10 protein-coding genes are annotated in these 15,326 nt (G+C 44.7%); 9 read left to right on the top strand and 1 reads right to left on the bottom strand.

What is annotated here, in order from left to right; genetic code table 11:
* Window positions 1-173: 173 nt before the first annotated feature.
* The 9 genes from IPJ71_10210 (at window position 174) to IPJ71_10170 (ending at window position 14,531) form a co-directional block, all read left to right on the top strand.
* Complete coding sequence (locus IPJ71_10210) at window positions 174-2,204, top strand: DUF1588 domain-containing protein (GenBank protein ID MBK7844053.1); 2,031 nt, start codon at window positions 174-176, stop codon at window positions 2,202-2,204.
* Window positions 2,204-3,523: a DUF1552 domain-containing protein gene (locus IPJ71_10205; GenBank protein ID MBK7844052.1), complete on the top strand. Its 1,320-nt coding sequence runs from the start codon at window positions 2,204-2,206 to the stop codon at window positions 3,521-3,523. Before IPJ71_10210 ends, IPJ71_10205 begins: the two co-directional genes overlap by 1 nt.
* A gap of 220 nt (window positions 3,524-3,743) precedes the next feature.
* Window positions 3,744-4,430, top strand: a complete 687-nt coding sequence (locus IPJ71_10200; GenBank protein MBK7844051.1) for a hypothetical protein — start codon at window positions 3,744-3,746, stop codon at window positions 4,428-4,430.
* The gene (locus tag IPJ71_10195; GenBank protein ID MBK7844050.1) at window positions 4,381-5,694 is read left to right on the top strand and encodes a hypothetical protein; all 1,314 of its coding nucleotides are present in this window, start codon (window positions 4,381-4,383) and stop codon (window positions 5,692-5,694) included. The genes IPJ71_10200 and IPJ71_10195 overlap by 50 nt, the downstream gene beginning before the upstream one ends.
* A 66-nt stretch (window positions 5,695-5,760) precedes the next feature.
* Window positions 5,761-6,957, top strand: a complete 1,197-nt coding sequence (locus IPJ71_10190) for a U32 family peptidase C-terminal domain-containing protein (GenBank protein ID MBK7844049.1) — start codon at window positions 5,761-5,763, stop codon at window positions 6,955-6,957.
* A gap of 183 nt (window positions 6,958-7,140) precedes the next feature.
* Window positions 7,141-8,577, top strand: a complete 1,437-nt coding sequence (locus tag IPJ71_10185; GenBank protein MBK7844048.1) for a response regulator — start codon at window positions 7,141-7,143, stop codon at window positions 8,575-8,577.
* A gap of 423 nt (window positions 8,578-9,000) precedes the next feature.
* Window positions 9,001-10,764, top strand: a complete 1,764-nt coding sequence (locus IPJ71_10180; GenBank protein ID MBK7844047.1) for a hypothetical protein — start codon at window positions 9,001-9,003, stop codon at window positions 10,762-10,764.
* A 222-nt stretch (window positions 10,765-10,986) separates the two neighbouring features.
* Window positions 10,987-12,510: a hypothetical protein gene (locus tag IPJ71_10175; protein ID MBK7844046.1), complete on the top strand. Its 1,524-nt coding sequence runs from the start codon at window positions 10,987-10,989 to the stop codon at window positions 12,508-12,510.
* 218 nt (window positions 12,511-12,728) lie between these two features.
* Window positions 12,729-14,531 (top strand): zeta toxin family protein, encoded by a 1,803-nt coding sequence (locus tag IPJ71_10170; protein ID MBK7844045.1) that lies wholly within the window; start codon window positions 12,729-12,731, stop codon window positions 14,529-14,531.
* Between the two features lie 5 nt (window positions 14,532-14,536).
* Here IPJ71_10170 and IPJ71_10165 read toward each other — a convergent pair whose 3' ends face one another.
* Window positions 14,537-15,178: a rhomboid family intramembrane serine protease gene (locus IPJ71_10165; protein MBK7844044.1), complete on the bottom strand. Its 642-nt coding sequence runs from the start codon at window positions 15,176-15,178 to the stop codon at window positions 14,537-14,539.
* Between the last annotated feature and the right edge of the window lie 148 nt (window positions 15,179-15,326).

Raw genomic sequence — 15,326 nt, 5'->3', positions numbered from 1 at the left:
AGCAAGAAATCTCAGGTTGGCGAGTTTATTCTTAGAGAGTCCCTTCGGGTTCGTCACTAAAGAATTTAGCGTTTCAATCCGAGAAGAATCAAGTGAAAGCAGAACTCATATTGAATGATTGATGAAGTCTCTGCAAAAGGTGTTGTTAGGATGAACCCATTGAAATTGAAGAGGTGCGAACCCTGAAGAAGTTAAATAAAAGTCTGAGATTTGGTATTTTTCTTTTTGCGGCCATTGGCGTGGTGTTCGTCTACCAAAGTTGCGGAAAGTTTGGTTCTCGAGAAAGTTCCTTTGTGCAAGGGCCAAACATAAACATTAACAATTTCTGCCCCGAGCGAAAGGCGATGTTGCCTCGTCTGACTCCTTATGAATACGGTCAGATTGTGAATGACTTGATGGGTGGCGATTTTGACTCTTCTATTCTCCGTGCGTTGCCGACCTTTCCGACTTTGTATGGTTTTGATCGTCTGGCGAATCCCCCTTTTGACAGGGCTTCAGCTGAAGCTTACATCAACGTTGCGGAGTCTTTGGCCGCTCAATTGACTAGAGATCAGAGTACGCTCGCCGGTTGCAACATGAAAATTCCCTTCTATGAGAAAACTTGGGACAACTGTGCTTTGCCCGTTGTTTTGAAGGCTGGTCGAGCACTCTACCGCAGACCATTGAGGGCGAGTGAGGTGGCTGATTTCAAAGCATTCTTTTTAGATTCTTTAGCTCTTGGTCACCAGAGAATTCGAACTTCAGTGTCCGCAATTCAAGGGTTCTTGGATAGTGTGGGCAATCGACCAACGGGGACATTTGGCCAGGCTGGAGTGTATGCATCGGGGTGGGCCTACGATCCTGACTGGCCAGAGAGGTCAGTTCAAGTGAAAATCTATGTGAAAAATCAAGGAGCAGGGGGGGTGGGAACATATCTGGGTTCGGCGCTAGCCAATTTCCCTCGCCCTGACGTAAATGCAGCCCTTGGGATTGATGGCGATCATGGGTTTCTGTTTCCCATTCCAGTTGCTTATCTTAACGGGGCAAGTTTCGAAGTGACAACTCTTAGTTACGGAACAGCGACGGACCAACCGCTCAACAATAGCCCAAAGCTGCTGAGTATAGCTTCAAATCTTTCGGGATCATTGGCAACGGGCGAGTTAGATCAACCATTCAAGGATGCTCTCAGCGCCACTTTGGTGTCATTGGCCGCTTCGCCCAATTTTCTATTTAAAATGGAATACTATCCGGGTGGTTTTGAGGAAAATGAAGAAAATTTTCGCAAAGCTTCCATTTTGTCTTTGTTAACTGGTTCGACCTTTCCAGATATTGAATTAGCGGACAAAGCTGAGAAGGGAAGCCTCGATTTGGCCGAATTGAAAGTGCAAGCAGCACGCCTATTAAACAAATATTCTGACCGATTTGCTGAGAGTTTTGGGGGTTACTGGATTGGCTACAAAAATAATCTGTCGAAAGATCGAAATTCACTTGAATTTTCTATGGGAGAAGAAGGTCGATTGGTGTTTAAAGAGATACTTTTGCAAAATAGCCCCATCTCTTCAATTTTAAAACCAGGATACACTTACGCAAACAGCATTCTTGGTGCGCACTACGGTCTCGCGGGCGGAGCCAGCGCCACAAACTTTCTTAAAGTGAGCTCCGCCGAGCGGGGCGGAATGCTCAATCAGGCTCATTTCTTGATGAGAACGGCAAACTCCGTGCAGACAAACCCGATAAAAAGAGGAACTTGGGTTCTCGATAAAGTTCTTTGTCGCAGTCTTCCCGCTCTTGATGCAGCAACTTTTGAGGAGATAGCTAATGTTCAGAATAAAATTGATCCAAATGCGTCTCTTGTTGAGCGCATGGAGATCCATCGGACTTACGGAAGTCGGTGCGCAGCTTGCCATTTTCAAATAGATCCTCTTGGGCTGGGCCTAGAGAAGTGGGACATGGCAGGTCAGTTTCGCAGCAATTATTCCAATGGCAAGCCAGTTCTGTCAGGCCTTGATTTTGAAGGCCACAAGGTCGACAGCCCGAGTGAGCTTGCCGATGCAATGTCAAGTTCCAAAGATTTTCGCAATTGCGTGCGCATCAAGCTCGCTGCCTATGTGCAAGGTATTGATCCAACGCAGGGATCTTCTTGTGGAAGACAAATTGCCTCAGATATTCCTTTAAAGGAATTAGCTGTCGATACCATTGTCGACACCATACAGGAAAAAAAATAATGAAAGAAATTTCTCGGCGCCTCGTTTTAAAAGGAATGGGCATTCAACTCATACTTCCGCTTCTTCATAATTTAGCTCCCCTCTCTGCCCTTGCGGCTTCTCCAAGCAAAAGGAAAAACTTTATTGGAGTCTTTTTCCCAAACGGAACTTATATTTCGCCGGGATTACCTAATGGGGCTTGGCACTGGGATTCTGCCGATGGCGTTTTGTACCCTCTTAAAGAAGGGGGGGATGCTGTCCATCAGAACGTTATGATTCTTAGAAACCTCTATAACGGACAGCCGAGCAGAGATCCTCATTGGCAAAATTGTGCGGGCTTTCTTTCGGGAAATCTCATTCGACTCGAGCTCACGCAGCCACGCTGTGGAAAGAGTATTGATCAGCTTATAGCCGACGGAAAGAACACGCCATTTCGATCAGTCGAAATTGGAGGCCCCTACTACCATGAACATCTCCTTGGAGATCACCCAAACTATCCACATACCTATATGAATCGAATTTCTTGGCGAACAGATGAGCTTCCTTTGACCCCTCACACTGATCCTTATGAGCTTTTTAGGTACCTCTTTGCATCGGGACAACAGGGGGCAAGGTCCTTGGCCTATTTGACTTCAAGAAAGAAGAGCGTGTTAGATCTGGCACTGAATGAGCTAAAATCAGTGTCAAATAAGACTTCCTCAGAGGGCCGGCAGGCATTAGAAGCTTACGCGACGGGCTTGAGAGAAATTGAAAACGGAATACAAAGCGGGCCACCGGTTTGTACGCCACCAGCCGCTCCGACACTGGACTATTCAAATCGAAACGTCAATTACGTAGATCGCGTTCAACAATTTCAAAAAATGTTAGTTTTTGCTTTAAAATGTGAGCTCACAAATGTTGGTACGATCATGTACGCACCAGCCGTTTCGGGCGAGATTAACTACAGCGGCGATATAGGTCCGGGAATTGAACATCATAGCTGCGCTCATCATGGCGGCAACGCCTCATCTCTCGAGCGATTGAAGACCATGAATCGAATGCATATAGGATTACTTAAAAATTTACTCAACCTTTTGAAAGCTAATAGTCTTTTGGATAATACATTAGTTCTTTATGGCACGGACATGAACGATGGTAATGTTCATGCCACTGATAATATTCCCACTCTCTTGTGCGGAGGCGGATCCGATCTCAAGTTTGGCCAGGTGATTAATCTTCCACGCACACCTTATCCAAGTTTGCTCTTATCAGGTCTGAGTCTTTTTGATATTCAAAAGGCTTCGTTTGGTGAGGAAAATGTTCTCTCGACCAGCAATATCAATAATTACATTGCCACCTAACCGAATCAGGTTCTACGAAATACTTGTATCAAAGTAAGAATTGATTTGAATCCCAAAATGAATCAAGTGAGTTAGATAAATCATCCATTTTATACTTGGAATGCCGATGAGTCTCCAGGCAATACGTTTTTGTTGGCCTTGAATGGTCGTGTGAATGTATAATCTGGGAGAGATTGCCGATCTCCTTGCTTGTTTCGATTTTGAATTTCTAGGAGAGGGCATGAAACTGAGAGGGGTGCTTGAAATGTCTGCAGATCAAAGGCGAATTCTTTTGGGTAGCTTGTTGGCTTTCATGCTTGGAGGTTCTTTTCTTCTGTTTCAAAATTGCGGAGGCAGTTTTGAGTCGAAATATGCACTTCATGTGAGCTCAGGAAGTGGTGATCCCACAGGAAACAAGCTGACCTATTTGGCCTTCCAGGAATGTTGGGCTTCGGATGGATCTTCCAAATTAGTGAGCTGTCTACAAAAAAAGAATATTGGTGTCAGCGGTCTGCAGCAAGGGAGGGTTGATGAGTGTGTTGCCAATAACAGCGGGTTGGAATGGGACGTTGCTCGTTGTTTGACCGTGGGTGGATTTCCAGTTCATGGGTACCGCCTGCCAAAGCAAAGTGATGTTGACAAATGTGTTGCCGCTGTCGGAGCCCCGAAAGTAGCGGGATGTCTTGAAAAAAATGGGATAAAGCCGGATAGTCTGAGTCAGGCAAATATTGACCAGTGCCTGGCAGGTGCTGGGGGGCAGGCTGGAGTTGAGAAGTGTTTGCTTAAAAATGCTGTGTTTCCGGGTCGACTTTTCATTTCTCAGCATGAATTTCATGTCTGCGCTAAAACGGATACTTTAGCCAATTCTGCGAAGTGTCTTGAAAATTCGGGCCTCCTGCCGGCCGGGGGCAACTCAGGCCACCATTGATTCTTGCGTGACCGCCGTGGGTGAGAATTCAGTTGTAAAATGCTTTCGCAATACGGGTGTGCTTTCTCGTGCGCTCATGGCGGCACATGCTACTCGCTGCGTGGAGGAGGTCAGGGCGCCTAACTTGATCACCTGTCTCGAAGATAACGGCCTCTTTTTAAACGGCCTCGATAAGGCCGTAGCGCAAAATTGCGTGACATCAGTTGGAGTTGGCAATTTGACGAAGTGCTTGCGTACCCAGGGACAGCTGTCGGCTGTTCCCACTCAGGCGGAAGTGCAGTTTTGTCATGATGTTGCCGGAGCCGAAAATATTGATTCTTGTCTGAATGCGAATGGTTTGCTCATGCCCGGGATTGACGACGCTAGAATTGCATCTTGCATCACGGCCGTCGGTCCAGAAAATATAGTCAAATGTCTTCGCAAGAACGGTATCCTTTCAAAGGCTTTGAGCCAGCCTGATGTGAAGAGTTGTGCCATGTATGTTGGCAATGCGAAAATTGCCGGCTGCATAGAGAAAAACGGGCTTCTGCCTCCAGGAGTTGTCCAAGCAGACATTGATGCGTGCATTACGAGCGTGGGTTTGGACAGTGTGGCAAATTGCTTGAAAACTAAAAAATTTACTCCGCAAGTTCTTAATCAAGAGCACATCAGCGCCTGTCTTCAACATAAGGGACTGGCAAACTTGGCTTCGTGCTTGACGGCGCATACTTTTCTCCCAACTGGAGTTACTCAGGCGATACTAGAAAATTGCGCGACAGCAGTCGGCGAATCAAAAATTGCAACCTGTTTGGCCAACAATAGTTATCTTCCGTTGATCCCAACTCAGGATCATATCGACGGTTGCAATATTCAAGGTGGGCAAGCCAATATTGCTCAGTGCTTAAATGACAGTGGCATATTGCCATTTGACGTTACTCAGGCGAACATTGACACTTGTGTAACCAATGTCGGTTTGGCGAGTGTTGCCAATTGTTTGAGAAATGCCAAGCTTTTGGCTATTCCCCTTTCAAAACTATTGGCTGCAAATGGAGTTTTTAATCAGAACTGCTTTAGCTGCCATTCGGTTGGAACCATCAGTGGCGGATTTACAATCAGTGACTATGCCTCCCTTTCTGCCCGAGTGGTTGCGGGAAATCCCGCGGGCTCAGAGCTTTATCAAAGAATGACGGCCGCCACAGACTTCATGCCACCAACTGGGAAGCTGGGTCCTGACCTCATTAAAAGGGTGAAGATTTGGATACTTGATGGTGCTCAAAATAACTAGAAATAAAAGGATTGTCCTTGTTAGTCTTTCGGTGTACAGGGGCACATGATCTCCCCTGAATTGTTGATGCCGGCTGGTGATATCCAGAAACTCAAATACGCCTTTTTTTATGGAGCGGACGCGGTCTATCTCGGCGTCCCCAAGTATTCCTTGAGAGCGAGAGAAAATGAAATAAATCTTGAGGGTCTCAAAGAGGGCATAGACTTTGCTCATAATCTTGGAAAGAAAGTGTACGTTACGGCCAATATCTTTTCTCGAAATCGAAAATTGAAGCCATTTTTGCCTCAGTTGGCAGATTGGCTTTCGGTCAAGCCAGACGCCCTTATCATGAGTGACCCGGGCTTGATGATGCTGGTTCGGGAGAAATATCCCGACACACCCATTCATCTTTCGGTTCAAGCCAATTGCATGAATTGGCAGAGTGCTTTGTTTTGGAAGAAGAGCCTCAATGTCGAGAGAGTCATATTGAGTCGAGAATTATCACTGGAAGAAATCACAGAAATTAAATACAGAGTTCCTGATTTAGAGTTGGAGGCCTTTGTTCATGGGGCTATCTGCATAGCCTATTCGGGCCGCTGTTTGATGTCGAGCTATATGAGCTATCGGGATGCAAACCAAGGCGTGTGTGATAATTCTTGTCGGGAAAAATACAAGATTCAAGTCGAAGATCTCCGTACTCCGGGAGAATTCTACTCCCTCGAAGAGAATGACGAAGGCACCTATCTTTTTAATGCGAAGGATCTTTGCTTGATTGAACATCTTCGCGACCTGATCGATGCGGGAGTTTCCTCGTTTAAGGTTGAAGGTAGAACTAAGTCTGTGAACTATGTTTCGCAAGTGGCGAGGGCCTATCGGCAGGCGATTGATGACGCTCTTGCGGGACTGGATTTTAACCCAGAACTTCGGCAGGAATTAGAGAAAATTTCAAACCGTGGTTACCACGATGGGTTCCTTATGAAGGAGCCTTCGTCTGGGGGTCAAAATTATTTGACGTCGAGAACTTCTACCCAGACATTTGCCGGGCTGGTGAAGGGACCATTAAATAGTGATGGTTTTTTGCCAATTGAGGTCCGAGGTACCTTTAAGGTGGGACAAACTTTGGAGGTGTTGGGGCCTCGAATGAAAAGTAAGATATTTGAGGTAAAGAAGATCTTGTCTCCTAAAAATAAAGAGGTTGAAACGGCTCACTCAGGATCAGGTGATTACTGGGTATCAGGCGGTGATGTGACCATCGAAAATGGAATCCTTAGTTTGATAAAGTAGGGTTTATTTTTGCGCGAACTGGAAAATCCCGGCAAAGCTATCGCTCAATATCCTTGAAAGATTGTTGAATAATATCATAAAGTCAGTTTTTCTTTGGTGAACGAAATGAAGTTTTCACTTCTAATTGCATCTATTATTGTATAAATTCTATGTGTTTATCACCATGAATGAGGGTTGATCAATTTGGAAAAGCCGAGTCTGAACTCTATCAAGACTGTTTCAAAAGTAAAATGTGCTCTTGTTGTAGATGACGAGCCCATGCTGAGGGAAATTCTATCAGATCTTTTGAAGGAACGCGGCTACACGGTTCTTGAGGCCGAGAATGGTCAAGAGGCTCTATCCATTTTCGCCGACCATAAGGAAATCTCTGTCGTGTTTTCTGATATTCGCATGCCTGTTATGGACGGAGTGACTTTGTTTAGTCATCTGAAAAAAGGATCACCTCATCTCCCATTTATTTTAATGACAGGTTATTCAGACATTATGGACTTGGAATCGGCCTACCAAATGGGTGTGACGGAATTCCTAACTAAGCCCTATTCGAGCGATGATGTTAACTCCAGTATCGATCTTGTTGAACACATGCAGGCCGGGCGCTCTTCGTCCTCTGATGGCTCGGTGGATGGAGATCACGAATATTGTCGTGTTTTTATCGATGAGTTTGTTTCTGGTTCTAAGGCTCTTTCTGATGTCTTTCTAAAGGTCGGGGCTAACAAATATATTCGTGTGGGAAGAAAGGAAAGTCCAATTTCTCTTGAACGAGTGAATAACTATAAGAGTAAGGGCTTGCAATATCTGTTTCTCAGAAAGCAAGATTTTGCCGCCTATGTGGGAATGAACTTGGCTCTTTCAAAGGCCATTAGCAGGCAGAATGTGCCCAAGCACAAAAAGCTAAAAGTTCTTAATCATACATTGAAAACCTTAGTTCAAGACGTACATATAAATGGAATAGACAAGGAAAAATTTGAAGATGCCAAGGGCCTGATGGAAGCAACTTTAAATTTAGTTTTTGAACAGGAAGAGCTATTTAGCCTCTTTGATATGATCAAGGGACACAGTGTTTCAGCTTATACCCATAGTTTGGCTGTCAGTATGTATGCTGTCGCCGTTTGCAATCAATGGGGTTGGCGTTCGACGATGGTTTTGAACAAGGTCTCTTTAGCTGGGCTCTTTCATGATATTGGATTGAAAGAAATGCCCGAAGACTTGATTCAGAAATATCGAGTCCAAATGACGATGGAGGAACTTAAGCTTTATCAAACGCATCCAACACGAGGAGCTGCACTTTTACTGCAGACGTCAGGAATTCCCGAGGATGTTGTCGCGGTAGCTCTTCAACACCATGAGAATATGTTGGGGACCGGCTATCCGCATTCTCTTAACAGAAGTCGGATTCATCCTCTGGCTAAAATTATTGGGACTGTTGATCGCTTTATTGAGCTCCTGGCAATAGGTAAAAGGAGTGAAGTGGGAGATCCCAGCCTTGTCTTGAACCAGATGCACACCGTGATGAAAGACGAAGTTGATCTTCAAACTCTGAAAGCACTCATGGAGATTTTTTCAGTTCCAATTCCTAAGGATATGCGGGGCCTCTCTTCTCGATCTATGATAACAAACTAGTACCACGGTAAATAGTTTCAGAGGCCTATCTTGAATCAAAACCGATCAGTTGAGTGGCGGATAATCTATTAAAATCCTCCTCCAAAGATGAGGCTACTTAAACTCCACCCATATCAATACGGTAGGGTGGTTTGGGGCCAAATAACAAGTTGGCACAAAATACACCCTTCTAAAAACCGGAGAAGGGTAAAAGAAGTGACGTTCACAGTCACCGTAAAGAGTCAAAAATTGAGATTTGCGGCGTTCTTTATCCTCCAAATCCAATTAAACCGATGGGCGCTCTGGAACGCCTTTAGCATTGGTTCCACTTGAACAGTTCAATATTGCTTGTTCTTGGATAGGCGTGCCTGCGGGTTCAGCAAGCTCGAGCAATTGGTTGCTGTCACCTAAGGATGCCATTAACGGTTCAATAAGGAGCTTGAAGTGAGAGCAAAAACGTCTAAATTTTTGAACATCTTGCTTATATTGATCGCCAGCGCTTTCGCATTTGCTGAGTCTACTTCATTTGGAAATATAGAAGAAATTTTAGCGGAATTATATACGAAAAAACCAGTCTTACGTATTCAATTGAACCCACAAATTTTCTATAGGGAAGCCGAAAAAGTAGTGGGAAAATCAAATGCTAAGAAAATCGATCCACTTTTAAATACGACAAACCGTTCTGCCTTTGAAGAGTTCATGAGGGTCAGAGCAAATGTGATCAGCAAACTCGTAATTCACAACATTCCACCAAAAGAGTCTCTTCCACGTATTGTCATTTCCGGCCAATCGGTATCGGGAATGTACACGGCAGCTCTTGCCGCTCAAGCTGGATTTGAAGTTACGGTATATGAAAAAAGAGATCGTTACAGCCGTGAAATTCAGTGGTCTTCACGCCAATCTGTGTCGGATTCATTGGCCGCAATTGACATGAAGTTAGCTGAAGAATTTATTAAATTTGTCGCTCGCCCTTTAGAGAAAGGTTATGGAGTTGTTCATTCTGATGGGGCATTCACAATCCGAGAAGATAGCATAGGCGAATTCAGTCCACCCGATCCAAGAAAAATTCCCCAAACAGGTGAAGAAATGCTGAGCGATTTTCCAGTTGGAATGGTAGAAACTAAAGTAATGGAAGCATTTTTAGAAACCTATACAAAAAACCATCCTAATATCAAGCGCTTTCATGGACATATCAGATTGGGAAGCATTAATCGCCAAACTGGCATGCATGACGTGATTGAATACAAGTATGTAGAGCAATTTTCAAATAGCAGTAAACCAAAATACGCCGAGGTTAAGATTGATCCGCGCGATGATCGACCAACCATAGTCATTATTGCCGAAGGGGTTGGAGGAACAACTCGTCGTGAAATTGGCATTTCTTCAACCAGCTTATCTCCGGATCGTATGCAGATGGCTGGCGTCGTTTGGCTTGATCAGCCCGGAGAAATTACCACATTGTACGGCCAAGATAAAAGCCAGGGTTACGTTGCAGGATCTATGTCGACTAGAGGTAGCAAAAAACGTTGGCTTGTTACAGACGTTCCGCGATCTGTTCAAACTAGACTTGCTGCCACAGCTAATCAAGCAGAAAGGGAAGCTCTGATTGAGACAACGTTTCGAGAAATTGCTGAAAAAAATATGAGACTGCCGTCGGGATACCTGTTTGCAAAAGACGAAAAAGGAAACTATAAAATTAGAATTTCTGGTGCTATCGAAAATCAACCAATAGCTACTTTCGAATTGCAACAGAGCATATCTTCTCGAGCGATCAGCGGAGGCAATGTATTTCTTTTAGGTGATGCTGTAGGTAATGGTCACTGGGCAGTTGGCGGCGGAGTTCATGTCGCTATGGTTTCACATGGAGAGAGAATTAAGAAACTGTTGGATCATCTCACTCGAGAAGATTGCATGCAAAATTTAGGATTAGCTGCACAGCAATACAATCATGGTGTCATCTCTGACTCTTTGGCATGGGCGAAAAAAGGGCTTTATTTTTTCTATCTAGATCTCCCCAAAGAATTGGCTGAGGCTGTCTTCGTGGAGGCGGTCACTGGTTATTTCAACGGTACAATCCCGAATCCTCAACTTTATATTGATCAAAAAATGGCGGGGGCCAGAATTGAAATGGCAAGAGGTTCAACTTCGCCGCTTTCTCAATTTTCAAAACCTGGTCTGACGTGCAGGGCGGCTGTGTCTGTTCGCTAATCGTAAATGAAGAAGTTTAAGATTACTGATAAGTGTGTGATTTCGAACTTCCAAAGCCGAAATGGGTCAAATCGGTGAGACTAAAGTCGGTCTTTAGTCCGTCTTTATCTGGCACAAATTGACTGGTCACAAGTAAATTTTCTAAGATCAAGCTAATAGGCTAATGAGCCAATGGGGTTCACAATAATTAGGCTCAGGCCTGAAAGTTGAAATTGAATGTCAATGATTCAAAGATTTCTCATTTTATGTGTGCTGGCATCGCCACTGCCCGCTTCGAAAATACTTGCAGAACCCTGGGTCTCAAATCGATATGCTCAAAACTGTGCTGCCTGCCACGCTCCCGGCCGCTATAACCTCAAGGCCAGTGAAAGGCGATGCACTTTGTCCTGCCAAGGATGTCACGTTAATCCAAATGGCGGCGGTATTCGTAACCAATACGGAGTTTGGAATCAACAGCGTTGGCTTCGTTCCTTTTATTCCGATACGCTTCGGAATAAATACACGCCAGCGCCTCTTAAGGATCAGAAATACGCCAAAAGTTCCGAGCAGGCGGATGACGATGAAACTTCTCGTTCAAAAACAGAGAAAGGGAAGCAAAGTAAAAAGGCGGGCCGTGTTTCAAGATCCAAAGCTGATGTTACGCCAGAAAAGTCTGCTCCCGTTTTAAGTACCGATAAGGGAGTCCCTACCCTGGTTCTATCTAGAACCTTGAATCCAAGGCTCAAAGACTACGATCGCTCGGATTACAATGAATGGAAGACTGAGGTAGATAGGGAAACATTTTTAAAAAGTATTCCGGAGGAAGACCCCTATCGTCTAGAAAGGCGAGAATGGATTTATGCTGGAGGGGATATTCGGTACATTTACGGGAATGTGGATCGAGATGGAATAAAAACAGATCTCAGTTTTCCCATGTCGGTAGATATGGGCATACGATTCAGGCCTGTTCGAGAGAAGATCTCTTTGGTTCTCGAGAGCAGGTTTTTTAATACTCCCGCAAACAAGGATCTTGAAGAAGCTGTTACAACAAGTTCACAAGTAAGATCAGCTTACTTTATTGCCGATGATCTGTGGTTTAACACCTGGCTTATGGCGGGTCTGTATCGGCCTATGTTCGGAAATTATGTTCCTGACCACAACTCTCTTGCTCAGGAGTTGTCTTTTGGAAGCAGCTCATACCGGGTTATTTACAAGGCGGCAGGTTTGGGGGGATCGCCGAATGTTCCCTATTTTAATATTCATGCCATCGCACCCATAGCCAATTCCACGTCCTTTCAAGATACGGGATTTGTGGCGAACTTGGGCGCAAGGGCCGTCACAAAATCCCTTTCTGCGAACCTATCTTATTGGAACACAACAAATGAAACCTCTGGACAAAAGCTAATCAAACAAATGATATCGGTCTCTGGAGGAGGTATGCTTGGGCCTGTCATTGCAAATGCTGAATGGCTGAGAGTTGAAGAGGAATTCGCGCCGGGCAAGAAGGACGGGGGGAATGTGGTGACCCTTGATGCCAAAGCCAAATTATGGCGCGAAAATTACTTCCCGTTTGGTTATGCCTATTCAAATGTATCCCGGTCCCCGCGATTGGGTGTTGGAAAATCAAGTGAAGTGTTTTTAGGCTTCAAATCATTTCTGCTCTCTGGAATGGAGTTAGAACTTTTGGGAATTGACCGGTCAAATGAATCCAATGGCGTCAAAACAAAAGAGAAAGTTTTACAACTTCAGGCACACTTATTCTTTTAGAGGGAATGAGTTTCCTTCCAGAAAAACTCAGCCTGAGCAGTCCTTTCATCCTACCTAATCATTCTGCTGAATAGAAGGTAACTATCTGTATTGACTAATATATTAAGATATATTTAAAACCTTGTCAGGCCCCTCGTGGTCCGTGTTGAATCGGCTCCTCTTAAGTCATTAGGTGGGGCACGTGAATTGAATACAAGGAGAGAGATGGGAGCGCTCGATTGAAGATTAGAAAAACTTGGTTTGTTGGCATTCATATTTCAAGGCAATTTTCAGACATAGCTGGTTTGGTTATATTCTGGGTGACTCTCACTTTGAGTCTACCTGCATGGGGTGATTTTTCTCATGAAGAAGACAGCCTCAGCCGGAACAGCGGGGGCTCAGAATACACCGGTTACGCCGCTCAAGTTAAAGGTGATTTTGATATTGCGAGTTTTGGCATTCCCTCTCCTGAGCGTCAGCAGCTATTGGATGCGATGGTTGGAGCTTGTCTTTCAGGAGAAGATGGTTCGCTAGAGGTTGGTGGCACACAGAGGCCCACAATTTACGTTCTGATGGGGACACCCGGCAGTGGCAAATCGACAATACATCAAGCGCTGGTCAGCAGTGGCTTTATTCCAAATAGCCTAAGAACGGTCATTGCCGCAGATCAATTCAAACCAAAGTTTCGGGAGTATCAGGAACTGCTGCTCTCTGATCCGGCAAAGGCGGCCGTGTATGTGCATCGCGAATCTCTGTTAGCAGCTGACATTGCAACTTATTTGGCGATTCGAAGGGGAGTTTCCTTTACTTTGGATGGGTCGGCCTCCCATTTGCAGTCTCAGCGCGAGTTGATAAGGGCAGCCAGATCCAGCGGAAGAAATTATCGGTTGGTTTTGGTCAGGATTCGGACTTCTGTTGATTCTGCACTGAAGCGTGAGGAGTTGAGATTTCAAGACAGCCAGCGAAGAGTACCCGCAAAAGATATTTTGGATAAAGCAGAGTCCATCAAGATTGTTTTCGCCGAAACTGCTGATGATTTCGACGAGGTCATCACAGTCAGCAATGAGAGATATCCAAGGATCATTTCAGCCATCAGAGATGGGAGGTATGCTAGCTTTGTTGATCAAGTGGGTCCTGGCAGCTCAATTGACTTTACGACGAGGCGAGGGCATAAGCGTGATCCAATTGATTTAATCATCGATATTGATTGGACTTTGGCTTATTTATTGCCGTCGTCGGGTCATTCGACCCTTGATGCGGGAACCTTTCGTTTTTCAAAAACCTTTTTTCGATTTTCAGATTACGCCGCCCAAGTTATTTTTCGCTTAGCGAGAGACTCAAGATTTCGCATTTCATTTTTTAGTGGCGGTTCAACCGATAGAATTGAACATATGTTACGTCAGTTGGAAATATTGCCTGGCTTAAGTGCTTTTGATGTCGCATTTCAAATTTTGACGAAACACAATCTCACAAATGTCAGCACTGATTCGAGTCTTCCTTTTTCTTCAAGGTTCAAGAAAGATTTAAGGAGTGTCATGAAGAACATCAATTTGGAAAGAGCCATTTTGATTGACGATATCAAAGATTTTGGTTCGGAGGATCAGCGCAGAAACATGCTGTGGATTGATCACGCCATGGGGTATTTCAAAGATTTGGCTCAAATCAGCCAGGCACGAGCTGAAGGCGTGGATTCTCGATACGTTCCGCGTGAGGTAGATGGCGATGGTGGGTTGCTTGATTGGCAAAGAGAGAGGCAGAAGCTTCTGTATTCCCTCGGAGTTATTCTTGAAGCAGCCCGTTTGTCAGAAACGCAAGGGCGAACTCCCGTTCAGATGCTAAATGAACTGATAAGAGATAAGAACGGGAACTTCATTTCGCGAGAGGATCCTCGTCAAAATAGATTTTATGAGATCGGACGTTTGGCTATTTTAGATGGCGATTCCCCTGTGAGAAGGGAAAGAGCTGTCCTCCATTTTGAACCTTCAGGAAAGAGAAGCGACCAAAATAATTGTCGCCGCCTTGTTCTTGTGGGTGGCTCGTAATCTTTTCAAGTTCTGCGAAGTTTTGGCTTGAGAAAGAAATAGTAGTAAATGATCCCGGTGAATGCCCCTCCAAGGTGGGCTCCATGTCCTATGGGCAATCCGCCTCCTCCGGCTTGCGCCACGAGTCCCCAAAGATCAAGTCCTATAAATAAAACAGCTCCCCATACCGCAGGAATTGGAATTAATCCAAAAATGAGAATTTTTTGGCGAGGAAAAAGCATTGAGAAAAGAAGAATTACACCAGCTATCGCACCTGATGCACCGAGAGCAGGTAAATCCGGTTCTCTCAGAATAAAGGCCGACACGAGAGAGTGGGATAAGGAGCTCACAATTCCTGCAAAAAGATAGAAAGCGAAAAAACGAAATGATCCAAGCAATCGCTCCACAATAGGTCCAAAACTGGACAAGACGTACATATTCATAAAAAAATGCAAAAACATATTATGTGAAAACACCGAAGTTAATAAAGTCCAATACTGTCCGCTAGTTACGCTTCTCCAGCTGACAAGAAAATTTTGCATCATAAATTCGGAATCACTCGGATTAAGGGCGGAAAAAGACCAGGCAAGGTAAATAAGAGTGTTCACCAAAATGAACAAGGTGACGACTCTGGCTCGCTTCTTTTCCGAATAGATGAGCTGTGTCATTCCTCTCCTTTGTATCTCTGTTTGGACACCACCAATCGCATCAAACCTCTATAAGGTAAACCGATATCTTGGAGAATAGGGAGAATTCTTGTGCCAAATGGGGGCCTAGGGCAATATTGAAGGAGATTTTAATCGGGCTGAATTTGTT

The sequence above is a fragment of the Bdellovibrionales bacterium genome (assembly GCA_016714165.1).
GTDB lineage: Bacteria > Bdellovibrionota > Bdellovibrionia > Bdellovibrionales > UBA1609 > JADJVA01.
Note: the sequence above shows the minus strand (reverse complement) of the source record. Positions and strands in the feature narration are given on the sequence as shown.

Bases quoted from the DNA above. Each gene is read 5' to 3' on its own strand.
- IPJ71_10205 (MBK7844052.1), top strand. From the start codon at position 2,204: ATGAAAGAAATTTCTCGGCGCCTCGTTTTAAAAGGAATGGGCATTCAA.
- IPJ71_10200 (MBK7844051.1), top strand. From the start codon at position 3,744: ATGAAACTGAGAGGGGTGCTTGAAATGTCTGCAGATCAAAGGCGAATT.
- IPJ71_10190 (MBK7844049.1), top strand. From the start codon at position 5,761: ATGCCGGCTGGTGATATCCAGAAACTCAAATACGCCTTTTTTTATGGA.
- IPJ71_10175 (MBK7844046.1), top strand. From the start codon at position 10,987: ATGATTCAAAGATTTCTCATTTTATGTGTGCTGGCATCGCCACTGCCC.
- IPJ71_10165 (MBK7844044.1), bottom strand. From the start codon at position 15,178: ATGACACAGCTCATCTATTCGGAAAAGAAGCGAGCCAGAGTCGTCACC.